We start from the raw sequence: 24,699 nt of genomic DNA on the forward strand, positions 1-24,699 counted from the left end.
AAGTATAAATTAATATATTGTACGATAAATATTACAAGACTGTTACAAAGAATAATTAATTGTAAGTATTATAAACATCATTAAATAAAAATATTGTCTGAAGTATATAGATAGTCTGAATAAATGGAGGTATGAAGATGAAAGATAAAAGGATTACAGTTTTTATGTTTTTCCTGTTAACTGTTATCACAGTTTCGATAAAGACATATTTTGCCTATTATATTGATTTATCATTAGGCGTTAAAGGATTAATCCAGAACTTAATATTACTGATGAACCCCTATAGTTTGGTGGCACTAATTTTAAGTGTGTTTTTATTCTTTAAAGGTAGAAAAGCTTATTGGTTTATTTATATTGGAGGGTTTCTGTTAACATTCCTTCTTTATTCTAATGTCGTTTACTTCAGATTTTTCTCAGATTTTATTACTTTTAGTACATTAAACCAGGTGAGCAACGTAGAATCAATGTCAGGTGCGTTGTGGAGTTCATTTAAATGGTATGACTTTATATATTTCCTGGATATTTTTGTATTCTTATATTTATTATTGATGAAAAAGCAGTACTTTTCTACACGTTCATTCAAGAAAAAGTATATCCCGGTTGTAATGGGTGTTTCAGTATCTTTATTTTTCCTGAACCTGGCCTTTGCTGAAACGGATCGTCCCGAATTATTAACAAGAACGTTTGACCATAAATATTTAGTCAAATATCTTGGGCCGTATAACTTTACCGTATATGACGGTATCCAGACGATTCAGAATAGCCAGCAAAAAGCACATGCGAGTTCGGATGACTTAGCGCAAGTACAGTCATATACAAAAACGAAATATGCTGCACCAAATGGTGCTACATTCGGTATTGCTAAAGAGAAGAATGTAATTAAGATTCATCTTGAAAGCTTCCAGACATTCTTGATCAACTATAAAGTGAACGGCGAGGAAGTAACACCATTCTTAAATTCACTTGCTTCAGGAAATAAAGATTTTATTTATTATGATAATTTCTTCCATCAGACTGGCCAAGGTAAGACAAGCGATTCAGAATTAACGATGGATAACTCAATTTATGGCTTGCAGCAAGGTTCAGCTTATTCATTGAAAGGTGATAATACGTATCAGTCGTTACCTGCGATTATGAATCAGCAACAAGGATATTCAACTTCTGTTATGCATGGAGATTATAAAACATTCTGGAACAGAGATCAGGTGTATAAACACTTCGGTATCGATAAATTCTATGATGCGACGTATTATGATATGAGCGAGAAAAACTTAGAGAACTTAGGATTGAAAGACAAAGAGTTCTTTAAAGAGTCAATCCCATATTTAAAGAATGAGAAACAACCGTTTTACTCTCATCTGATCACATTAACAAATCACTATCCATTTACGATTGATAAAGCTGAAGCAACAATAGATTCACCTGAAACAGGTAACCCTACTGTCGACGGGTATGTACAAACTGCAAGATATCTAGATGAAGCAGTTCAGCAGTTTATAGAAGATTTGAAAAAGGAAGGACTCTATGATGATTCTGTAATATTAATTTACGGTGATCATTATGGTATATCTGAAAACCATAATAAAGCGATGGCAAAATTATTAGGCGAAGAAATTACGCCAACAAAATTTATGGACCTACAGCGTACAGGTCTATTCCTTAAAGTGCCAGGTGTTGAAGGTAAGGTAGATCATACGTATGCAGCTCAGATAGACGTAGCACCGACGTTATTACATTTACTTGGAATTGACGCTAAACCATATGTGATGTTTGGGACGGATTTATTCTCTAAACAGCACAAGGACACTGTAACTTTTAGAAATGGTGATTTCATAACATCAGAATATAAATCGATTAATGGTATCTTTTATAGTAACAAAACAAACCAGCCTCTAACAGATAAAAAGCAAGAGGCTGCAGCAGAAACAATAAAAAGACAAGCTGAAAAAGAATTAGAAATGTCTGATGCGCTTATCAATGGTGACTTGTTAAGATTCTATAACAATCCAGAGTTTGAGAAAATTAACGCTTCAAAATACCATTATGATAATGGTGACGTATCTCAATAATAAAGAAATCCGGTCAATATAGAAAACTTAAATTGTTTTCTATATTGACCGGCTTTTATTTTGCTGAGGGCCAAGAATCGCATTTTTTATTAAATTCAGCGATGAATAAATGATTATTGACGGTGAAAAAAATGCTGACCCTGGCGACAAAATTCAAACGACGCAGAAAACAAAGAACATTTTCTTGGCACCGTTTTTATTTTGCTGAGGGCCAAGAATCGCATTTTTTATTAAATTCAGCGATGTATAAATGATTATTGACGGTGAAAAAAATGCTGACCCTGGCGACAAAATTCAAACGACGCAGAAAACAAAGAACATTTTCTTGGCGCCGTTTTTATTTTGCTGAGGGCCAAGAATCGCATTTTTTTCAACCTTAGCCCAGTGCGACGTCTAATATCATCATAATTGTAAATCCGACCATGAGTCCCATTGTAGCTAAGTCTGTATTATCTCCAGACTGAGATTCTGGTATCAGCTCCTCTACGACTACGAATATCATTGCACCTGCTGCAAATGCAAGTGCGTACGGTAAGAGTGGCGTTACAAGTAAAACAGCACCTGCTCCGATTACTGCAAATATCGGTTCGACGATTGCTGAACCGTGTCCGAGATTAAATGCTTTCATCTTAGACTTACCATCACCATGTATTGGCAAAGACAATGCTGAACCTTCAGGTATGTTTTGAATACCAATACCGATTGCAAGCCCTATTGCACCCATTAGTGCAGCACTATTCCCGCTGACAACACCACCAAATGCGACACCTAAAGCTAATCCTTCAGGAATATTATGCATCGTAATTGCTAAAAAAAGTAATGTAGATTTCTTAAGATTTGTTGATGGTCCTTCATTAACATGCCCAGGATTAGAGGCATTTGGATGGATATGTGGAATAACGACATCGAGCAGGCGGATAAAGAGACCGCCTAATAAAAAGCCGATTGCAGCTGGTAACCATGGTGTTACGCCATTGTCTTCACTAAAACTGATTGCTGGTGATAACAAAGACCAGAAGGATGCAGCAATCATAACGCCCGCGGCAAAGCCTTGCATCGTATTCAGCACTTTATTATTTACAGTCTTGAAGAAAAATACGATAGACGCACCAAGTCCTGTCATCAGCCATGTAAAGATTCCTGCGATTCCAGCCTGTACCATTGGTGATAACTCACTAAACCATTCGAACATATGTACCTCCTTATAAAAAAACTGTATAATATTATATTGATATTTATAATACATAACTATATCATATACGTGTTTAATGAGATATTGTTTCTTATATGAAATAAAGAAAATAAGTGGGAGTTTATATTATGGAAGCATATAAAATAGAAAATTTGACAAAGCAGTACGGTGTAAAAACGGTATTCGAAAACCTTAGCTTAAGCATTTCAACCGGCGATAAAATTGCACTTGTTGGTATCAATGGAACAGGTAAAAGTGCGCTGTTAAAATGTATTGCTGAAATAGAGGAACATAATGGAACAGTGACTCATCCTAATGGATTTACAATCGAGTACGCAGCACAATCGCCTGTACTAGATGAATCACTTTCAATTACTGATAATGTGCTGGACCGTGCGCATCCAGTGATGCAGTTGTTTAAGAAATATAATCACATATTAAAACAGATGGAATCAGATTATAATGACACATTGGCACATGAACTTAGTGAAGTTCAGACGCAAATTGAACAAATGGATGGATTTACATATCGCAGCTCTGCAGAAGCAATTCTTACGAAACTCGGAATATTGAATCTTGAGGCGCCGATTACTACACTTAGCGGTGGACAGAAGAAGCGTGTTGCGCTTGCAAAATCTTTACTTAAGGCACCTGATTTACTGTTACTTGACGAACCGACCAACCACCTTGATTTTGAATCCATATATTGGCTCATTCAGTTCATAAAAAACTATAACAAAGCTGTTCTCATAGTGACACATGACCGTTACTTCCTGAATGAGATTACGAACCGTATTGTTGAATTAAGAAATGGTAAGCTCTATCAGTATCGTGGTAACTATGAAGATTACGTCGTTCAAAAAGCCGAAGATGAACTTATCCTTGCCAATCAGGAACAGAAGGAAAAGCAATTGTATAAACAAGAACTCGCCTGGATGCGCAAAGGTGCGAAAGCGAGAACAACGAAACAGCAGGCGAGAATTGACCGTTTCAGTGATATAGAAGATAAAGTGAAAGCGCAGAAGAAATCGGAAACGATGGAAATCAATCTTCAAAATAAGCGTCTTGGTAAGCAAGTATTTGAACTAGAATCGGTTGGGATGCACTTTGACGATAAAATATTATTTGAAAGCTTCAGTGATATTGTGCAGACGACAGATCGTATCGGTATTGTTGGTCAGAACGGCACAGGAAAGTCCACGCTATTGAATCTGCTGGCTGGAGAGCTTACACTAAAAACGGGGACGATCAAAGTAGGCCAGACAGTGAGAGTCGGATATTACCGACAAGTAGAGATGGAACTGGAAAAAGATATGCGTATGATCGACTTTTTAAGAGAGAAAGCTGAAATAGGTTTCACTTCTACAGGTGAAAAGATTTCCGTTACGCAATTACTGGAACGCTTCTTATTTCCGTCCGCTGTTCACGGTACCTATATTAGTAAACTGAGTGGTGGAGAACGTAAGCGCCTCTATTTACTAAGTATATTGATTCAAGGACCTAACGTATTATTGCTGGATGAACCGACAAATGATCTGGATACAGAGACATTGACCGTATTAGAACAGTATCTTGAGTCATTTAAAGGTGCTGTCATCACGGTCAGCCATGATAGATATTTTCTGAATAAAGCAGTGACTTCCTATTGGTATGTACATGAAAATACAGTTCATAAAATACTAGGGGATTTTGAAGATTACCTGGACTTCAAATCACAGATAGAGAGCAATATTACCATACAGTCGCCAGAGAAAAGTGAGAAACATAAAAATCAAGAAAAGGGAACAAAACGTGTATCCTATAAAGACAAACGCCGCTTTGAATTTTTGACAGATGCGATTGAATCATTAGAACAGGACATTGCAGATATTGATAATAGAATTGCACAAGAGACGACAAATTATGATAAACTCAATCAATTGACGACTGAACGTCAGGAGAAAGAAATACTATATGAAACATACTTTGAAGAATGGGATGAACTTTCTGCACGAATGGAGTAGGTTATGAAACACATATTACAAGAGTATTTTGGTTATTCCAGCTTTAGGCCCGGACAGCAACAATTAATAGATTATGCGATAAATAATATTCCGACACTTGGCATTCTTCCGACAGGTGGCGGGAAATCTATATGCTATCAAGTGCCGGGCATCTACAAAGGAGGATTGACGCTCGTCATAAGCCCGCTCATCTCATTGATGAAAGACCAGGTGGATGCACTCAATGCGAGTGGTATTAAAGCTAGCTATATCAATTCTTCATTAACGAAACAGGAAATGCGTGCAGTTGAAACGCAATTAATTTCAGGTGAGTGTCAATTTCTGTATGTTGCGCCTGAACGATTTGATAATCATTCTTTTCAGCAGCTGTTATACGCCCTTGATATTCGACTTGTCGCTTTCGATGAGGCACATTGCATATCAAAATGGGGACATGACTTTAGACCCAGCTACCGTGACGTCGTACAAAAGGTGATGACGTTACCTCACCATTTTACGCTTATGGCATTAACAGCTACGGCTACCGTAGATGTTAAGGAGGATATATGCAGCTTACTGCATATTCAACTGGAGCATGTTGTTGAAACAAGTACAAAAAGAGAAAACTTGAAGTTCATCGTAGACCCGACGTATCAGAAACAAAAGATGGTGATTGACTATATAAAGAGTCATAGTGATGCATCAGGAATTATCTACGCTAGCACAAGAAAGCAAGTAGAGTTGTTAAGTGAAGTGTTTGAAGTGAATCAGATTCGTCATACATTCTATCATGCCGGACTTAAGAAGGAAGAAAAAGAACGTAATCAAAGTGCTTTCGTTCGAGATGATATTCCGGTAATGATTGCAACGAATGCATTTGGAATGGGGATTGATAAATCCAATGTCAGATATGTCATTCATTATAATATGCCGCAGGACTTAGAGAGCTATTATCAGGAGGCAGGGCGAGCAGGCCGTGATGGTTTGAAGAGTGAGTGTATTTTAATGTATTCAGAAGCGGATATTAAGTTGCAGCATTTCTTTATTGAGACAGCGCCTGAACCAGTGCAGGAATTAAAGAAAGACAAACTGAGTAAAATGATTCAATATACGAAGACGAAGCGCTGTCTGCAGTCAACCATCATTAATTACTTTAATCCAAATGAACCACTGAAAAATTGTGGTCAGTGCTCTAACTGTCTGAGCCAGGATGAGAATTATAATATGACGACAGAAGCGAAACAAATATTAAGTTGTCTCATCCGCATAAAGATTCCTGTAACTAAACACCTGCTTTCTAAAGTGCTGCACGGAGAAAATGATGATCAGATTCACAACGAATCACTGCACAAGCTCTCTACTTTTGGGTTATTAAAGGACTATGAGGCGAGCGCTGTGCAATCATTTATCGATACGTTAATCTTTAATGGCTATATAAGAATCCATGATCACTATCTATATTGTGATGAAGCAGCAAAAGCCATCTTATTTAATGATGAACAGGTGATGACATATTATAAACCGAATCAATACAATGAGAAAGTAAAAATTACAACGATAGGTGCTATAGATGATACATTGTTAAGGGCACTTAAGACCGCACGTAAAGAATTAAGTGAACGGCTGGATATACCACCATTTACTATATTTTCTGATCATACACTTGAGCTCTTTGCTGATAAAAAACCTGTTTCTAAAGAAGATATGATACTAATCGAAGGTGTCGGATCATATAAGCTAAAACATTACTGCCCAAAATTTATTGAAGTGATTCAGGATTATGTAAGCTAATGTGTTGTTTAACTTCTAGAGTTTAGGTTATATATATTACATTAAATTCTATAAGAGGTGCAACATGATAAAATTTAAACATGTATCGAAACGTTATGGTGAAAATACGGTTGTGGATGATATCAACTTTGAAATTGAAGAAGGAGAATTCTTTGTTATCATCGGACCTTCGGGTAGTGGAAAGACAACGACATTGAAGATGATCAACAGATTGGTTCCGTTGTCAGAAGGTTACATTTACTTTAAAGATCGACCTATCAGTGATTACAAACTTGATGAGATGCGCTGGGATATCGGCTATGTGCTACAACAAATTGCACTATTCCCTCATATGACAATTAAGGAGAATATTAGTCAAGTGCCTCTTATGAAGAAATGGTCTCAAGAACGTATCGATAAAGATGCGGTGCGCTTATTGAATATGGTTGGACTTGAAAGCGAAGCATATTTACATCGTTATCCTGATGAATTATCCGGTGGACAGAAACAACGTGTAGGTGTTGTTCGTGCTTTAATGGCGGATCCTCCAGTAATATTGATGGATGAACCATTTAGTGCACTAGATCCTATCTCACGTGAAAAGCTGCAGGATGATCTCATTCGTCTTCAATCAGAAATTAAGAAGACGATAATCTTTGTTACACATGATTTATCTGAAGCTTTGAAGCTTGGTGATAGAATATGTTTGATGAATAATGGGAAGATAGAACAGATTGGAACACCTGAATCATTCATCAATGCCCCGAATAATGAATTTGTTAAGACATTTATGGGTGATGCGGTGCAAATTAAGCAATATGCTAGAAATATAATGAGGCCAATCGATGTAGCTACTTCAGCACAAGTAGCACCGGATACTTCATTGCATGATGTCTATGCCTTACTCACTGAGCATGAATATATCGCTGTAATGGAAGATACAAGAAGAATTGGTGTTATATCACGCAATGACGTATTACGTCAACTGAGTAAGGAGGCGATGTAATGAATACGTTATGGCAGACATTTTCAGAACGTAAGTATGAATTATTGCAGGCATTGTTCGAACATATTCAAATTTCATTTATTGCTTTATTAATTGCAACATTCATTGCGATACCGATTGGAATCTATTTGACACGTCATTCGAGGATTGCTGAACCTATTATTAATGTGACAGCGGTATTACAGACAATTCCATCTCTTGCATTGCTCGGGTTGATGATTCCACTATTCGGTATTGGTCGAGTGCCAGCAATCATAGCCCTCGTCATCTATGCTTTACTGCCGATTCTGCGCAATACATATACAGGGATCAAAGAAGTAGATCCTTCACTGAAAGAGGCAGCGAGCGGAATCGGTATGAATACATTCCGTCAGCTGACAAAGGTTGAAATTCCTTTAGCGATGCCGGTCATTATGGCTGGTATCAGAACAGCGATGGTCTTGATCATCGGTACTGCGACACTTGCAGCATTTATAGGTGCGGGTGGCTTAGGAGATTTAATTCTTCTTGGTATAGACCGTAATAATACAAGCATTCTCCTGTTAGGAGCAATTCCGGCAGCACTACTTGCATTAATATTTGACTTCCTGTTAAAGCGTATGGAGAAATTGAGCTACAGAAAGCTTATCTACATTCTCGGTGTGATGCTGCTTGTATTTTTACTTGTAGCAGTAGGACCTTTATTATTTGGTAAAGAAGAGAAGCTGAAATTTGCAGGGAAGCTTGGAACAGAACCAGAGATTATTACAAATATGTACAAATATGTCATTGAAGAAAAGACGGATGTCTCAGTTGAGGTTTCACCAGGTATGGGTAAGACAACATTTTTATTCAATGCTTTGAAATCAGATAATATTGATGGCTACCTGGAGTTTACAGGGACAGTGCTTGGAGAAATCACTAAAGAAGATCCTGAGGCAACGACAGAAGCTGAAGTTTATCAGCAGGCTAATGAAAGTCTGAAGAAAAAATATGATATGGCTTTACTAAAACCAATGAAATACAACAACACATATGCACTCGCAGTAAAGAAAAGTTATGCTGAAGAACATAACTTAAAAACGATATCTGATCTTGAAAAGATGAAAGATGATATCAGAGTAGGGTTTACTTTAGAATTTAATGATAGAAATGATGGTTACAAAGGAATCCAGAAGAAATATAATATCAAGTTTAATAACGTGAAGACGATGGAACCGAAGATTCGTTATCAGGCAATTGATCAGAATAAGATAGATCTGATGGACGCTTATTCAACGGATGCAGAACTTAAGAAATATGATATGGTCGTGCTGAAAGATGATAAACACCTATTCCCACCATATCAGGGTGCGCCTTTATTAAAACAAAGTACAATTGAGGAACATCCACAGGTTGTCGATGCATTAAATGAACTTGCAGGTAAGATTACGGATGAAGAAATGCAGAAGATGAACTATGAGGTTGCATATAACAATAAGACGCCAGAAAGTGTCGCAAAGGCATATTTAAAAAAAGAAAAGATTATAAAATAAATTAATTTGTTAAAAAGATAGCAAAAATTTGCTATCTTTTTTTATTTTCTCTATCATAATATAAAATGAATTGGAGGGTCTAATATGAAACCACAACTAGAAAGTCTAGGCGTCTACAAGGCGGGATTATCAGAGGAAGCATTAAAGCGCAAGTTTAATGTTGAGGGAGACTTCAGCAGACTGGCATCGAATGAAAATCCAATGGGCCCGTCCCCGGAAGTATACAAAGCCATTCGCTCACAAGATGCACTCAACTATTATCCTGATCCAGAAGCGGTACACTTAAAAGCATCACTCGCTCATTTCTATCAGGTAGATAGTGACCAAATTCTCATAGGAGCTGGATTAGATGAAATTATCATGATGATTTCGCGTGCACGTCTGAATCCCAAAGGCCACATCCTGACGAGTGAAGGTACTTTTATTCAGTATACGACACATGCACTGATTGAAGATAATGAAGTGGTCAGTGTACCGTTGAAGGAAGGGGAGTTTGATCTGGAAAGTTTTAAAGATAAGATGAATGATGAGACAAGTATCATCTGGATCTGTAACCCGAATAATCCGACAGGTACTTATGTTACTGAAACAGAATTAACTGGATTTTTAGAAAGTGTACATGAAGATGTAATGGTCGTACTGGATGAAGCATACTTTGAATTTGTTCTGCGTGAGGATTATCCAGATGGCGTAGCGTTACTTAAACGCTTCCCAAATCTGATTGTGCTCAGAACATTCTCTAAAGCCTATGGATTAGCAGGACTACGTGTAGGATATGCCATAACATCTAAAGCATATATTGATGTGTTCAATAAAGTAAAGCTGCCGTTTAACGTGACAGCACTTTCGCTAGTCGGAGCAATTGCTGCATTAAAAGACCAGCAATATTTAAAGGATTATGTTGCTCATAATGATAAAGAACGTAATAAATTCTTTGAAGCGGATTACAAAGAACACCTTATAGATAGCGTAACAAACTTTATATTTGTGAAGACGAATCAGGCTGAAGCGTTATTCGAAGCATTGATTAAGGGTGGAGTAATTGCTAGGCCGATGCCTAATGGGGTAAGAATATCAATTGGTACGCGTGACGATAATGAAAAAGTTCATAAAGTACTCCATTCATTCTTCAGTTAATCAAATTACTACAATTAGCAATCTAGATTGCTTATAATAATAGTAATACAGGATAAAGGATGATTATGATGAGACAGTCAATTGCAATTGATATGGATGAAGTACTTGCAGATACATTGAAGAAAGTTATCTTTCAGTTTAATGAAAGTGCAGGTATGTCCTTAACAAAAGAAGATTTGTACGAAAGGAAACTTCGCACAGAATACCCAGAACACGTGGATAAATTAGACAAGCTGTTACTAGATCGAGGTTTCTTTAGAGATTTAGAAGTATTTCCTGATGCAGTACGTGTCGTAGAGCGACTCAACCATCATTATGATGTCTATATTGCTACAGCTGCGATGGATGTGCCGACATCATTCGATGCAAAATATGAATGGCTGAGAGAGCATTTTCCATTTTTAGATCCACAGCATTTTATCTTCTGCGGTAATAAAAGCATTGTTGGAACAGATTATCTGATAGATGATAATCCGAGACAGCTGCGCGCATTTAAAGGTAAAGGTATTATCTTTGATGCGGTACATAACCGAAGTATTTCTGAATTTGATAGAGTAAATTCATGGAATGATGTTGAACGTTATTTCCTGGATAAATAGATACTAAGCTTTATATACGTAACGACAACACCCAGACCATATAGATATGGTCTGGGTGTTGTCGTAATAATGATAGTATCTATATCTATTAAAATAATGTATTCACTGGCGCGGTTAAGATCTTAACTTTATTTGGAACAATCGTAACGTCAAGCGGTGTCACAAGATCAATTTCTCCGTCTACATCTACTGACAGTTCATCTTTTGTTTTCAGATGAACATGTTCTCCGGCGATGTGTTCAATATTCTGACTGATTTCATTCCAGTTGACTTCTGATTTCTCACCGATCATGTCTGTAAATGATTTAAGGCCGCTATCTTTAAAGATGAATACATTGAGAATGCCGTCACTTGGTGAAAGTTCAGATAGTGGTATGCGATTTCCGCCGATAAACTGACCGTTTGCGATAATAATCATAGAAGATGTACCATATGATTTGTTGCCATCAACTTCAATTTCATACTCAAAGAAGGTAGGATTAGAGACATTTTTGATCATAGAGAAGAAGTAGCTGAACTTGCCGATTTTACTCTTTACTTGTGGATTGACCCCTTCAGAGTTATCAACCATGAGACCCATTCCTGCAAAGTTAAGTGCATAGCGTTCATTAGTCTTTAGCACATCATAATATTTAACTTCTGACTCGATTAACTGAGTAGCAGCACGTACAGGTTCCGGGTTTAGATTTAACGTTTTTGTGAAGTCATTAAATGTGCCACCTGGGAGGATTCCGATTGGTTTATGGTAGCCGCCATCAATCATCCCGTTAATCAGTTCATGTACAGTACCATCACCACCAAGAATAAGAAATATATCATATGGCTGTGAGGACTGTGTAAGTAGTTCATAGATCTCACCTTGCTCTAAGCTTCTGTAGATTGTTAGATGGGTAATTATCTGTGATAGATGCTTTGTAACCTCTCCGATGATTTCGTGTACATCACCTTGTCCTGCTTTATCGTGATAAAATAATATGCCGTTATCAAATTTATGCATATTGACACCTTCTTATTGTTATTTGTTACGTTATATTATATACCTCATTTGCCTAAATTAAAAACACAGCGCATAGGCGCTGTGTCTAGTGAATACCATCCATTTTCTTTGAAATCCATCTATTCATTAACAATATGATAACAAATAGTATCATGGCAATCGTACCAATAAAAATAAAGTATTTCGTATAACCAAGTGGTTCTATAAGTTTTACAAACTGTGCATTTAATCCTTGAGCTGTAGCATTCGATAAGAACCATAAGCTTAGCATTTGTGAATTAAATGCGACAGGTGCCAATTTAACAGATACTGAAGAACCTGTCGGGGATAAACATAATTCTCCGATAACACATAGTAAGAAAGATAAAACTAGCCATAACGGATTGATGAGGTGTGTCTCATTTTGTGTTAATGGAAGAATCATCACTAAGAAACTCAATCCTGCAAACAAAATCCCTAAAGTAAATTTAAATGGTGTCGTTGGATTACGCTTACCTAATTTAATCCATAATGTCGAAATGACAGGTGCTAATATTACGATAAATAATGGATTTAATGATTGGAAGTATGCAGCTGGCAACGTATAATCAATACCAAATAAAGGTTTCAAGTCCAGCTGAGTTCTTTCAGCTGCAAATAATGCCAGGGTATTTGCGCCTTGTTCCTGAATGACCCAGAACATTACACTCGCTAAGAACAATGGAATATATGCAAGTAATCTTGAACGTTCAGTTGATGTCACATCCTCACTTCGATACATAGTGAACCAGTAGACGATAGGGAGTACAATGCCGAGAATCGTTACGACGAATGAAAATGTATTAAATGTAAGGATTCCCATCATTAAAGTAACTACAATAATACTAATAAGTGCAATTGCTGCGATAACAATGTTTCTTGAGTAACGTTTCTTTTCTTCGCCTTGTAATAGGTTTGTAGGCTCATTTCCGACTAAACCGAGTGATTTACGATTGAAGATGATATATACGACTAATGCAAGCGCCATGCCAAGGGCTGCTGCTAGAAATCCGATATGATAGTTATATTGTTTTTGGAGTGCACCAACAATTAAAGGGGAAAGAAAGGCACCCATATTAACAGACATATAAAAAATTACAAAACCACCATCCATACGACTATCATTTTTATGATACAGTCCGCCGACGACATTAGAAATATTGGGTTTCATTAATCCGGATCCCACAATAATTAAAAACATAGATGCTAGAAATGTAGGAACTCCAAACGGTAAGCTCATTGCAATATGTCCGAGCATAATTAATGTTGCCCCGTAGAGCAGGGCTTTTCGGGAACCAATCAATCTATCGGCAACCCAGCCACCTAAAATTCCTGTCATAAAGATCAATGATCCATACATCGATCCAATACTTGCGGCAGTTGTCTTATCCATACCCAGCCCACCGTTAGCAACCGTATCATACATGTAATAAATTAAGATTGCGCGCATCCCATAATAACTGAAGCGTTCCCAGAACTCTACAAAGAATAGAATCCCTAATCCTCTAGGATGTCCGAAAAACCCAGTCTGTGGTACACTTTGTACCATTTCTTCACGGGAGTATTTCGTTGTTTCCATAATTTCACCTTCCGTAATAAAAATATTCTGAAAATTAATGTTATTTCAGAATACAATTTTACCATTAAATTAATATCATTCAATAACTTTTTAAAAAGACGAAATTTTCAAAAAGTTGATATGCTAGTTTCGTTTAAAGAGTTAAAGTGTTATGTTTTTATTTTAATATAATCTATTAATTATAATATGTATTACTAATATAATAATTTCACGATATTAAGCAACTCAAAAACACCCTCAAAGCATCCTATATACTTTAAGGGTGTTAAAATTTATAAAGTTATTAGTGAATCCCTTTCATGAAGCGTTTCATAAAAGGACTTACAATAAGTAATACAATCCCTAATCCGATTGTAACCATTCCGATGTTACCGAAGTAAGTTGCGTTATTAACAGTATCATAATATTTAACGAGTACTTGACCGTTAAATAACTGCGCGACTGTGTTTGCTAAGAACCATATACTCATCATTTGAGATGCGAATACACTCGGTGCAAGTTTTGTTGTTACTGATAAACCAGTAGGTGATAAGCAAAGCTCAGCCATTGTTACTAGCAAGTAGCTTAATACTAACCAGGCAGGATTCATTAAAGCATCACCGTTATGCGTTAATGGATAAACCATCACGACATAGCTGAAACCTGCTAAAAATAGTGCGATACTGAACTTAACTACTGTTGGTGGATTAAATCGTCCGAGTTTTACCCATAACCATGCAAATAGTGGTGCAAGTGTTACTATAAATAATGGGTTTAGTGACTGGAACCAAGCTGGTGGAATTACAAAGTTAATGGCACCATTTGTCACTTTAGCTAAATCTAACTGTGTATTCTTATCGGCAAACGCAGCAAGGATTGTTGAACCTTGCTCCTGAATTGACCAGAATACAACAGATGCTAAGAATAATGGAATATATGCTGCTACACGTGATTTCTCTTCAGATGTCGTCTTTTTGGATACGAACATCATAATAAAGTAAACAACTGGCAGACCAATACCCAGTGCTGTTACAAGTGACATAAATGTTTGTAAGTTTAAGTTGCCAGTAAGTTGGGCGAATAAGAAATAAATTACAAATGCAATAACAATCACTGTTACATATGTGAGTGTTTTCTTTTTATCTTCAGGTGTTACTGGGTTTGGGATGTCCAATCCAGATAGCCCTAAAGTGGGTTTAGCACGTAATACATAAATAATTAATCCAAAGAACATTCCGACAGCTGCAACAGCAAATCCGTAATGGAATCCGGCATTTTTCTGTAACCATCCGACAATTAATGGTGAAATAAATGCACCTAAGTTAATAGACATTACAAATAGTGTGAATGCTGAATCTACCTTCGGATCGTTCTTCTCATAAATTTCTCCGACATTTGAAGAAATATTCGGTTTAAGCAATCCTGTACCTAAAATGATAAATAATAGTGCGACAAGTAACAAGGTGAAGTTATTCGGTAGAGATAGTAATATATGACCGATCATGATGAGAATCGCGCCATATAATATGGCTTTTCGCGTTCCGATAAATCGGTCAGCAAGCCATGCACCTACCACACCGCTCATATAGATCATCGCACCATATATTGATACGATTTGTAATGCAAGTGCATCAGGTAATCCAAAACCGCCATCTTTAACAGAATAATATAAGTAATAAACTAATATTGCTTTCATTCCATAGTAACTGAAACGTTCCCAGAACTCAGTTATCATAAGTGTAAACAGACCTTTAGGATGTCCAAAGAATCCAGTTCTCGGCATACTATTTACAATTTCTTCCCTTGTATGTTGAGACATTCATTTTCCCCCTTCAAATTTAAATACTATAATAAGATAATATTGTACACCTAAAAGAATATTTAGACAATTCGAATTTTGAATAATTTTAAAAAGAATGTAAATAATAAAAATAACGAAGCGGAGATTTTGAAATCTCTCAGCTTCGTTATACCGTGCTATCTATTTGTAATCGTTTCAGGATATAAATCATGATTCATCAGACGATAAGATGCCATTTCTTCATATTTAGTTCCTGGGCGCCCGTAGTTCGTATATGGATCAATTGAAATACCACCACGCGGTGTGAACTTACCCCATACTTCAATGTAGTGTGGGTCCATAAGTTCAATTAAATCATTCATAATAATATTCATACAGTCTTCATGAAAATCTCCATGGTTTCTGAAGCTGAATAAGTATAGTTTTAATGACTTTGATTCAACCATCTTGATATTTGGAATATAGCTGATATAAATTGCAGCGAAGTCGGGTTGTCCTGTAATCGGACATAAACTTGTGAACTCCGGACAATTAAACTTAACAAAATAGTCACGACCTTGATGTTTGTTATCAAATGACTCTAATATTGTCGGGTCATATTCATATAAATATTTATTGTTCTGATTACCAAGTAACGTAATATCCTGTAATTCTTCTTTTTGTCTTCCTGACATAATAGCCTCCTGATTAATGTTGTTTCACTTTTGCTTTTACAAACATATAGTAGCTCGCAAAGAATATTATAATATATCCGAGATAACTTAGTAAGTCCGGGGTCTCATTAAATAGAATAAATCCTATAATTGCACTGAATAACACAGTCGTATAAAAGAATATTGAAATATCTTTCGCTGGTGCATAGCTATAAGCGATTGTTAATCCGAATTGTCCGAGCGTAGCGAATAGGCCGGATAGAATCAGATAGATGATCTGCGCATTTGTCATGGGTTGATATGTCAGCAATGTGAGTGGAATAAGTACAATTGTTGATACGAACGAAAAGTAAAACACAGTCGTATAGAACTTCTCTTTTGAACCGAGTACACGTAATGTTGTATAGGCAAGTCCTGCAAACATTGCGCCAAGGACACCTATTATGGCAATATACATATCTGAACTGAAATTCGGCTTAATGATAAATAGAGCACCAATAAATGCAATTATCATGCTGATGAATTGATACTTTCTAATATATTCCTTTAAAAACCATGCACAAAATAAAATAGTGAAGAATGGACTGAGTTTATTCAGCATATCTGCATCACTTAACACCATGCGGTCAATTGCATAATAGTTAAGAAGCACACCAATCATTCCAAAGACACTTCTTAAAATAAGCGTTAGCTGGTTCTCTCTATGACCAAAAAGAGGCGCTTTATACTTGTATATGAAATACAGAGGAAGGATTATTCCGATAATATTACGAAACAATGATTTCTGTATGACAGGCAAATCTCCAGAGAGCTTTACGAAGGCACCCATTAAACTGAAACCAACCGAAGCAGCAACCAACCATAATATTCCTTTTATTTTATTATTCATATGTGTCCTCCTTTTTCAGTAATATGAATATATTTTCAATAATTTAAATACAAAATTTCTTACGTTTATCAAAGTGAGTAATAGCAAAGGTTTGCTCGTTTTCTTCAAAAGTCAACCCTAAAAATATAAATTTTTACAAGGTTTAAACGTTGAAAACCCCTTTATAAATGCTATAATTATTCGTATATCTTGTGGTTGTTGGAAAATATACCACTATATCTTGTGTTCGGTATTGATGCGAACACAATACTTGCGAATTGCTAAAAGTCAAGCACATAATACATAAATTTTTGAGTAGTTTTAAAGATAGTTTTAATATTATTGTTCACAACTGCTTTTAAATGAGAGGAGTGATATTATGCTCATCGTCTATTATTCGCTCACTGGAAATGTGAAACGTTTTATACAGAAAACAAAGTATGCAAATACATTAACTCTGGATCAAGCGGAAGGTATAAATGAACCGTATATCATTGTAACAGGAACGATAGGGTTTGGCGAGATACCGAATCCAGTTAGACAGTTTCTGGACCGTCATAGTGCAAATTTAATAGCTGTAGCAGCCAGCGGTAACAGAAACTGGGGTCAGAACTTTGCACGTGCAGGAGACTTAATAAGTAGTACATATCATGTGCCATTATTAATGAAGTTTGAACTACACGGTAATGATAAAGATGTGAAAGAATTTAATATAAAGGTGGAAGAAATCAGTGAATATCGCACAAGAGAAACAGTACAATCATATTGAACTTAATAACCAGGTCACAAAACGTCGAGAAGATGGCTTCTTTGATATTGATAAAGATCAAGAAGCGCTTAAAGTTTACTTAGAAGAAATAAAAGATAAAACGATAACATTTGATACACCGATTGCGCGTCTTAAGTATCTCGTTGAACAAGATTTTTATTATGATTTATTTAATGAATATAACGAAACAGATTTGAACGATATTATTAAGTATGCACAAGACATTGAATTTAACTTTGCGAGTTATATGTCGGCAAGTAAATTCTTTAAAGATTATGCATTGAAAACAAATGATAAACAGCAATATCTAGAAGATTATAAAGAGCATGTTATTATTGTAAGCCTATATTTAGCTAAAGGTGATGTAAATAAGGCGAAACAATTAATCTCTGCGATGATTGAGCAACGTTATCAACCGGCGACACCTACATTTTTAAATGCAGGCCGTGCAAGACGCGGTGAGCTTGTATCTTGTTTCTTATTAGAAGTAGATGATAGTTTAAATTCTATCAACTATATCGACTCAACTGCGAAACAATTATCTAAAATTGGTGGCGGTGTTGCAATCAACTTGTCAAAGTTACGTGCACGAGGAGAAGCAATTAAAGGCATTAAAGGTGTGGCTAAAGGTGTATTACCTGTAGCTAAAGCGCTCGAAGGCGGATTTAGTTATGCAGACCAACTAGGACAACGTCCAGGTGCAGGTGCTGTATACTTAAACATCTTCCATTATGACGTGCTCGAGTTCTTGGATACGAAGAAGGTAAATGCTGATGAAGACTTACGTTTATCGACGATTTCTACTGGACTTATCGTACCAAGTAAATTCTTTGATTTGGCGAAAGAGGGCAAAGATTTCTTTATGTTTGCACCACATACAGTGGAACGTGAATATGGTTTAACGCTAGACGATCTAAACATTGATGAAATGTATGACGAACTTGTGGAAAATCCAAATATTATGAAGAAATCTAAAGATGCACGTGAAATGTTAAACTTGATTGCTCAAACGCAACTTCAATCGGGTTATCCATACTTAATGTTTAAAGACAATGCGAACAAAGTGCATGCAAATTCGAATATCGGTCAGATTAAGATGAGCAATTTATGTACAGAAATCTTCCAATTACAAGAAACATCCATTATTAATGATTATGGCACTGAAGATGAAATCAAACGAGATATTTCATGTAACTTAGGATCATTGAATATTGTGAATGTAATGGAATCTAAGAAATTTAAAGATTCAGTACATACTGGTATGGATGCACTTACAACTGTGAGTGATGAAGCGGATATTAAAAATGCTCCTGGTGTGGCAAAAGCAAATCGCGAACTGCATTCGGTTGGGCTTGGTGTCATGAACCTACATGGCTACTTAGCAAAGAATAAAATTGGATATGAATCAGAGGAAGCGAAAGAATTCGCAGCGACGTTCTTTATGATGTTAAACTATTATTCATTAGAGCGCTCTATGGAAATTGCCCTTGAACGAAATGAGACATTCGCAGACTTCGAAAAGTCAGATTATGCATCTGGTATTTATTTCGACAAATATATTGCGAAAGACTATAGACCTACAACAGACAAAGTTGTTGAACTTTTTGAAGGGATAGCAATCCCAACGCCAGAAGATTGGGCAGATCTTAAAGAAAAAGTGATGGAAAATGGACTATTCCATGCATATCGTCTTGCTATTGCACCGACACAAAGTATCTCTTATGTGCAAAATGCAACAAGTTCTGTTATGCCGATCGTTGATCAGATTGAACGTAGAACTTATGGTAATGCTGAAACATTCTATCCTATGCCATTTTTATCACCTGAAACAATGTGGTTCTACAAATCAGCATTTAATACGGATCAAATGAAGTTGATTGATCTAATTGCAACGATTCAGGAACATATAGACCAAGGTATCAGTACAATATTATTTGTGAACAGTGATATTTCTACGAGAGAACTTGCAAGACTATACGTATATGCACATCATAAAGGTTTAAAATCACTGTATTACACAAGAAATAAATTGTTAAGTGTTGAAGAATGTACAAGCTGCGCAATCTAAATCATTAAAGGCTGAGTTATCAGCCTTTAAAATATGTATAACAATCAAAAGGACTGAAAATATGATAGCCGTTAACTGGAATACACAAGAAGACATGACAAATATGTTCTGGAGACAGAATATCTCACAGATGTGGGTAGAATCAGAATTTAAAGTTTCAAAAGATATTGCAAGCTGGAAAGAGTTGACTGAAGATGAAAAGTATACATTCAACCATGCACTTGCTGGTCTCACAGGATTAGATACTCATCAAGCGGACGATGGTATGCCACTCATCGGTCTGCATACGAAAGATTTACGTAAAAAAGCAGTTTATTCATTTATGGGGATGATGGAGCAGATACATGCAAAAAGTTATTCTCATATTTTCACTACGCTCTTACCATCTGCTGAAACGAATGAATTGCTTGATAACTGGGTTGTGAATGAACCGCATCTAAAGTTTAAATCAGAAAAGATCGTTTCTAGATACCATAAACTTTGGGGCAAAGAAGCGACAATCTATGATCAGTATATGGCACGTGTTGCCAGCGTATTCTTAGAGACGTTTTTATTCTATAGTGGATTTTATTATCCACTATACTTAGCTGGTCAAGGTCGCATGACGACGAGTGGAGAGATTATTCGTAAGATTCTGCTAGACGAATCTATTCATGGTGTATTTACAGGATTAGATGCACAAAGTTTACGCAATGAATTAACAGATGATGAGAAATTGCGTGCAGATAAAGAGATGTATGATTTATTAAAGGAACTCTATGCAAATGAAGAGCGTTATACTAAGATGCTGTATGACCGTGTCGGGCTCACAGAGGATGTCTTAAATTATGTACAGTATAACGGTAACAAAGCATTAGCAAACTTAGGATTCGAACCTTATTTTGAAGAGAAAGGCTTCAATCCAATCATTGAGAATGCCTTAAACACTTCTACGAAAAACCACGACTTCTTCAGTGTTAAAGGTGACGGTTACGTTATCGCATTAAACGTAGAAGCATTAACAGACGAAGACTTCCAATTTGAATCTTAATATTTGACGAGCTTGTGACAAATGTCGCAAGCTCTTTTTAAGTACAGTATTTGTCACAAATTGGACATTGCTAGAAATATATAAAACAGACATAATTGTAAGCGTATAAATATTGAGGAGGAACATTATGAACGCAAAAAGATTATTGATGATAGGTCTATGCACAGTTGCTTTAGCAGCATGTGGCAAAGAAGAAAAGAAAGAAGGGCATGAAGGGCATGAAAATCATGCAACAACATCTGATAAAAAAGTACAACCGTTAACGGTAGATCTAACTGTACCTGAGCATGTAGAAAAGGGGAAAACAGTAGAAATTAAAGCACTCGTGAAACATGGAAAAGAAAAAGTGAATGATGCTGATGAAGTAATGTTTGAAGTGATTAAAGATGGCGATACAAAAAATTCTGTTAAAGAAAAAGTTAAAGAAGCAAAAGATGGTGTTTACACGTTTACATATAACTTTAAAGAAGATGGCACATATAACATTATTAGCCATGTTACAGCATTTAACCAGCATACAATGCCGAATAAAGAAATAACGATTGGAGATGCTGCACAACAGCATAGTCATCAAGATCACCATCATGCCGGTATGATACATATAATGGATATTAAAGCAGAGAAAGATAAAGAAACAACATTAATGATGCATGTAATGGATGCAGAAGGCAAGCCGTTAACAGAGGCATCTGTTGCAAGATTTGAAGTGAAGACACCTTCTGGAAAGACTGAGTGGGTGGACTTGCAGGAAAGTAAACTCGGAGAATATGAAACAAAACATACATTTGCTGAGAGTGGAAAATATACCGTTACAGCACATGCAGAAAAGCAACCCGACTTTCATGTTCATAATGATACAGAATTTGAAGTGAAATAAGCGCGTCAATAATAAAGAGCTTGAGATATCATACTGTATATCTCAAGCTCTTTTTGGCTAATATTAACTCTTTTTATTATAATGGTTCTCCGATAATTCTTACTTCTGTTTCTAGCGCGATGCCTGAATTTTTATAGACAGTTTCCTGAATATGGGCAATCATATTTTCGTAATCAGTCGCAGTTCCTTCGTTCACATTTACGATAAAGCCAGCATGTTTTTCAGACACTTGCACGCCGCCGATGATGTGACCTTGTAACTGTGCCTCTTGAATAAGTTTACCAGCAAAGTGACCCGGCGGACGTCTAAACACACTCCCGCAAGATGGGTATTCTAGTGGCTGCTTTGATTCTCGACGTTCAGTGAGTATGTCCATTTGTGACTGGATAGACTTAATATCCCCAGGAGCAAGCTTAAAACTAGCTTCAAGTACGACAAAATGTTCTTTTTGGATAATACTAGTACGGTAGTCAAGTTCTAATGCCTGATTATCAAGTGAGATGATTTCACCCTCATGGTTAATGACTAAAGCATGATCAATCACATCCTTAATTTCACCGCCATAAGCTCCAGCATTCATAAATACAGCACCGCCAACAGAGCCTGGAATACCACACGCAAATTCAAGACCGGTTAAATGATGGTCTCTTGCAGTTCTGCTAACATCGATAATCGCTGCACCACTGCTGGCAGTTATACACTGCCCATTAACTTTTATTTTGGTAAGGTTAAGTAGACTGATAACGATGCCTCTAATGCCACCATCTCGAATGATAATATTTGAACCATTCCCTAAAAATGTAACTGGGGTATCATTTTGTTTAGCTACATTTAATGCGGCCTGTACCTCTGCATAGTTTGTCGGTATGACATATATATCAGCATTGCCACCAGTTTTCGTATAAGTATATTTCTTTAATGGTTCATTGATTTTTATATGTTCTGACTGAATAGATTTCTTCAGCTGATCGACTATAGTATGTAATTGCATAAATGTTCGCCCTTTCATTGAATTCATTCCTCATTATAGCAAAGGATAGCATAATTAGACAGAAAGACATTGATGAAACCATGACGATTTTTCATCTTCATATTGTTTCAAGTTGAGATGCGCATCAATCTTCTGTTTAAAATGATTATATTCCGTAATATGATTCAGTAAATAGCGTTGCCCTTCCAAATATTGAACTTGTTTTTTACTATCTTTCTCAACAATATGAAGTCGTACTTGTTCATTAAGTGTTTTAAGACTATCAAACTGAGAAAAGACACATTTTTTCTTATATGGATGATGTAATCTATAAAATCCTGATAAGTTTAAACGTTTTTCATCCAATGTTGTTATTTCATGAAGGCGCTTCACAATTACAAGAATGTCGATAATTCCTGAAGTATTTGCTCCTTCAATTGCAGTAGAGCCGATATGATATGTTTTAATCACTGGTGAATCGAGCAGGTTTAATAAACTTTGCTGTATTATTTTGTACTCTGATACATAGCGATCAGGGGAATAGTTGATAAAATTATTAGGTTTTACTTTCATTTTAAATCTTCCTTTCAAGTTTGAAAAAATAAATCATGTTTTCATTCTAATCATTTTTAGGTATAATATTGATATCTAAGGAGAGCCGATATGAATAAAATTAATATATTTATATATTTAATAATGAGTATATCAATTATTCTTGCAGCGTGTGGGGATAAAGTGACATCTGATATTAAAAATTATAAAGCGGAAATGCATGATGTACAATCAGAAGAAAAGAAGCTTGTACATGAATTGGATAAACTAGGTTTAGATAAAGCTGATCAATTGCTCGGATCGGAAGTAACAGAAGAAAAGAAAAAGAAGTTGAAGTTAATTGAAGAATCGATACATAACAAGATAAGGCCCCAGTTGAAAGTTTATGAACAAAAAGTAAAAGCCATTAACCCTGAAACCTCTGAAGTAAAGGAAGTTCATAACATTTATAAAAGAAATTTAATCAAGAAAAAACAGTTTATTCTGGATCTGGAACACTATATGAAGTTGTTTAATCAATCGATTCAATCTAATGAAAAGATACTTCAGTATACGGAAGTATTTGAAAAAAATAAGGCTTTAAGTGAACAATATGCAAATCAAGTTTCAGCCAATGGGAAAGACGCAAAGGAATACGAACTATTAGCGGATGTTATTAATGACAATAGTGAGCAGCTTAAAAACAAAGTTGAATATTTATCAACTGATGCAACGGTTAAACAAAAGCAGCAGTATATTGAAAGTAAACTACTCCCATTTCTAAAATCGAATATTGACAAACTTAATCAGACTCAGATCTCTTCAAAAAATGTATTGGGTATGCGTAAAGCAACAATTGAAATTTATTATAGCCTGATGAACTATTATAGAGAACGTAAGCTTGCGATGAATATTGAAACAAAGTTACAAAATATGCCGATTCAAGATATTCTGAAAAATACAAAATATATCCAGTCAATCGATGATGAATATTATGAAGCATTAGGAAAGCTAGAAGAAAAAAATAAATGATACCATTATAAGGTATCATTTATTTTTTTAAATATTGTTGTTCCTTCTGTTTCTTTGATATGATGATGTTTTTAGAAATTACTGTAAGCACCCAGATGATAAATGCAGCAATAATGATGAATGAAAGTCCGCTATGATTTTTGAAATCAATGACAAACAATACTACGTAAATAAACAGACATAAATTAATGGTATCTACGAAAGTCCAGCGTTTTAATGGATATTTTTGATTCATTATAACCTCCAATAAAGATATTT

At 35.9% G+C, this 24,699-nt stretch carries 21 protein-coding genes and 1 pseudogene; 13 read left to right on the forward strand and 9 right to left on the reverse strand.

Features of this window, described 5'->3' with window-relative positions:
- Nucleotides 1-131: 131 nt before the first annotated feature.
- Nucleotides 132-2,069 (forward strand): polyglycerol-phosphate lipoteichoic acid synthase LtaS, encoded by a 1,938-nt coding sequence (gene ltaS, locus KYI10_02495; protein QYA33327.1) that lies wholly within the window; start codon nt 132-134, stop codon nt 2,067-2,069.
- A 376-nt stretch (nt 2,070-2,445) separates the two neighbouring features.
- On the opposite strand, the gene KYI10_02500 is transcribed toward ltaS, so the two are convergent.
- Complete coding sequence (locus KYI10_02500) at nt 2,446-3,261, reverse strand: ZIP family metal transporter (protein ID QYA33328.1); 816 nt, start codon at nt 3,259-3,261, stop codon at nt 2,446-2,448.
- 128 nt (nt 3,262-3,389) lie between these two features.
- Between KYI10_02500 and KYI10_02505 the strand changes: the two genes are divergently transcribed.
- The 7 genes and pseudogenes from KYI10_02505 to KYI10_02530 all read left to right on the forward strand — a co-directional run bounded on the left by KYI10_02505 (nt 3,390) and on the right by KYI10_02530 (nt 11,269).
- Nucleotides 3,390-5,264, forward strand: coding sequence for an ABC-F family ATP-binding cassette domain-containing protein (locus KYI10_02505; protein ID QYA33329.1), 1,875 nt, complete (start codon nt 3,390-3,392; stop codon nt 5,262-5,264).
- A 3-nt stretch (nt 5,265-5,267) separates the two neighbouring features.
- The gene (gene recQ, locus KYI10_02510) at nt 5,268-7,034 is read left to right on the forward strand and encodes a DNA helicase RecQ (protein QYA33330.1); all 1,767 of its coding nucleotides are present in this window, start codon (nt 5,268-5,270) and stop codon (nt 7,032-7,034) included.
- Nucleotides 7,035-7,098: 64 nt separating this feature from the next.
- Nucleotides 7,099-7,809 (forward strand): annotated as a pseudogene (locus tag KYI10_02515) (ABC transporter ATP-binding protein).
- 36 nt (nt 7,810-7,845) lie between these two features.
- On the forward strand, nt 7,846-8,019 hold the full coding sequence (locus KYI10_12615; GenBank protein ID XBW67573.1) for a CBS domain-containing protein: 174 nt from the start codon (nt 7,846-7,848) through the stop codon (nt 8,017-8,019).
- On the forward strand, nt 8,019-9,533 hold the full coding sequence (locus KYI10_02520; GenBank protein QYA33332.1) for an ABC transporter permease/substrate-binding protein: 1,515 nt from the start codon (nt 8,019-8,021) through the stop codon (nt 9,531-9,533). The genes KYI10_12615 and KYI10_02520 overlap by 1 nt, the downstream gene beginning before the upstream one ends.
- An 84-nt stretch (nt 9,534-9,617) precedes the next feature.
- Nucleotides 9,618-10,670 (forward strand): histidinol-phosphate transaminase, encoded by a 1,053-nt coding sequence (gene hisC, locus KYI10_02525; GenBank protein ID QYA33333.1) that lies wholly within the window; start codon nt 9,618-9,620, stop codon nt 10,668-10,670.
- A 65-nt stretch (nt 10,671-10,735) separates the two neighbouring features.
- Nucleotides 10,736-11,269 (forward strand): 5'(3')-deoxyribonucleotidase, encoded by a 534-nt coding sequence (locus KYI10_02530; GenBank protein ID QYA33334.1) that lies wholly within the window; start codon nt 10,736-10,738, stop codon nt 11,267-11,269.
- Nucleotides 11,270-11,357: 88 nt separating this feature from the next.
- Here KYI10_02530 and KYI10_02535 read toward each other — a convergent pair whose 3' ends face one another.
- The 5 genes from KYI10_02535 to KYI10_02555 form a co-directional block, all read right to left on the reverse strand.
- Nucleotides 11,358-12,266, reverse strand: a complete 909-nt coding sequence (locus KYI10_02535) for a diacylglycerol kinase family protein (GenBank protein ID QYA33335.1) — start codon at nt 12,264-12,266, stop codon at nt 11,358-11,360.
- An 85-nt stretch (nt 12,267-12,351) separates the two neighbouring features.
- Nucleotides 12,352-13,863, reverse strand: a complete 1,512-nt coding sequence (locus tag KYI10_02540) for a peptide MFS transporter (protein QYA33336.1) — start codon at nt 13,861-13,863, stop codon at nt 12,352-12,354.
- Between the two features lie 283 nt (nt 13,864-14,146).
- The gene (locus KYI10_02545; protein QYA33337.1) at nt 14,147-15,661 is read right to left on the reverse strand and encodes a peptide MFS transporter; all 1,515 of its coding nucleotides are present in this window, start codon (nt 15,659-15,661) and stop codon (nt 14,147-14,149) included.
- 158 nt (nt 15,662-15,819) lie between these two features.
- Nucleotides 15,820-16,320: a preQ(1) synthase gene (gene queF / locus KYI10_02550; GenBank protein QYA33880.1), complete on the reverse strand. Its 501-nt coding sequence runs from the start codon at nt 16,318-16,320 to the stop codon at nt 15,820-15,822.
- Between the two features lie 10 nt (nt 16,321-16,330).
- A complete protein-coding gene (locus tag KYI10_02555) occupies nt 16,331-17,185 on the reverse strand; it encodes a DMT family transporter (protein ID QYA33338.1) in 855 nt (284 codons plus the stop codon).
- Nucleotides 17,186-17,543: 358 nt separating this feature from the next.
- Here KYI10_02555 and nrdI point away from each other — a divergent pair, with 358 nt between their 5' ends.
- From nrdI to KYI10_02575, 4 genes are all read left to right on the forward strand, one after another.
- Nucleotides 17,544-17,933: a class Ib ribonucleoside-diphosphate reductase assembly flavoprotein NrdI gene (gene nrdI, locus KYI10_02560; GenBank protein QYA33339.1), complete on the forward strand. Its 390-nt coding sequence runs from the start codon at nt 17,544-17,546 to the stop codon at nt 17,931-17,933.
- Entirely contained in the window at nt 17,896-20,001 is a 2,106-nt protein-coding gene (nrdE, locus tag KYI10_02565) for a class 1b ribonucleoside-diphosphate reductase subunit alpha (protein ID QYA33340.1), read from the forward strand. The genes nrdI and nrdE overlap by 38 nt, the downstream gene beginning before the upstream one ends.
- Before the next feature lie 61 nt (nt 20,002-20,062).
- Nucleotides 20,063-21,031 (forward strand): class 1b ribonucleoside-diphosphate reductase subunit beta, encoded by a 969-nt coding sequence (nrdF, locus tag KYI10_02570; protein QYA33881.1) that lies wholly within the window; start codon nt 20,063-20,065, stop codon nt 21,029-21,031.
- 127 nt (nt 21,032-21,158) lie between these two features.
- Nucleotides 21,159-21,908: a FixH family protein gene (locus KYI10_02575; GenBank protein ID QYA33341.2), complete on the forward strand. Its 750-nt coding sequence runs from the start codon at nt 21,159-21,161 to the stop codon at nt 21,906-21,908.
- Nucleotides 21,909-21,984: 76 nt separating this feature from the next.
- Here the strand turns inward: KYI10_02575 and murB are convergent, their stop codons facing one another.
- Together murB and KYI10_02585 are read right to left on the reverse strand one after the other, a co-directional pair.
- The gene (gene murB, locus KYI10_02580; GenBank protein ID QYA33342.1) at nt 21,985-22,899 is read right to left on the reverse strand and encodes a UDP-N-acetylmuramate dehydrogenase; all 915 of its coding nucleotides are present in this window, start codon (nt 22,897-22,899) and stop codon (nt 21,985-21,987) included.
- A 54-nt stretch (nt 22,900-22,953) separates the two neighbouring features.
- Nucleotides 22,954-23,451: a GrpB family protein gene (locus tag KYI10_02585; protein QYA33343.1), complete on the reverse strand. Its 498-nt coding sequence runs from the start codon at nt 23,449-23,451 to the stop codon at nt 22,954-22,956.
- Nucleotides 23,452-23,541: 90 nt separating this feature from the next.
- Here KYI10_02585 and KYI10_02590 point away from each other — a divergent pair, with 90 nt between their 5' ends.
- A complete protein-coding gene (locus tag KYI10_02590; protein ID QYA33344.1) occupies nt 23,542-24,441 on the forward strand; it encodes an EMYY motif lipoprotein in 900 nt (299 codons plus the stop codon).
- Nucleotides 24,442-24,460: 19 nt separating this feature from the next.
- Here KYI10_02590 and KYI10_02595 read toward each other — a convergent pair whose 3' ends face one another.
- Nucleotides 24,461-24,676: a hypothetical protein gene (locus KYI10_02595; protein QYA33345.1), complete on the reverse strand. Its 216-nt coding sequence runs from the start codon at nt 24,674-24,676 to the stop codon at nt 24,461-24,463.
- Nucleotides 24,677-24,699: the final 23 nt, after the last annotated feature.

Origin of the sequence: Macrococcus sp. 19Msa1099 (genome assembly GCA_019357535.2) — a bacterium.
GTDB lineage: Bacteria > Bacillota > Bacilli > Staphylococcales > Staphylococcaceae > Macrococcoides > Macrococcoides psychrotolerans.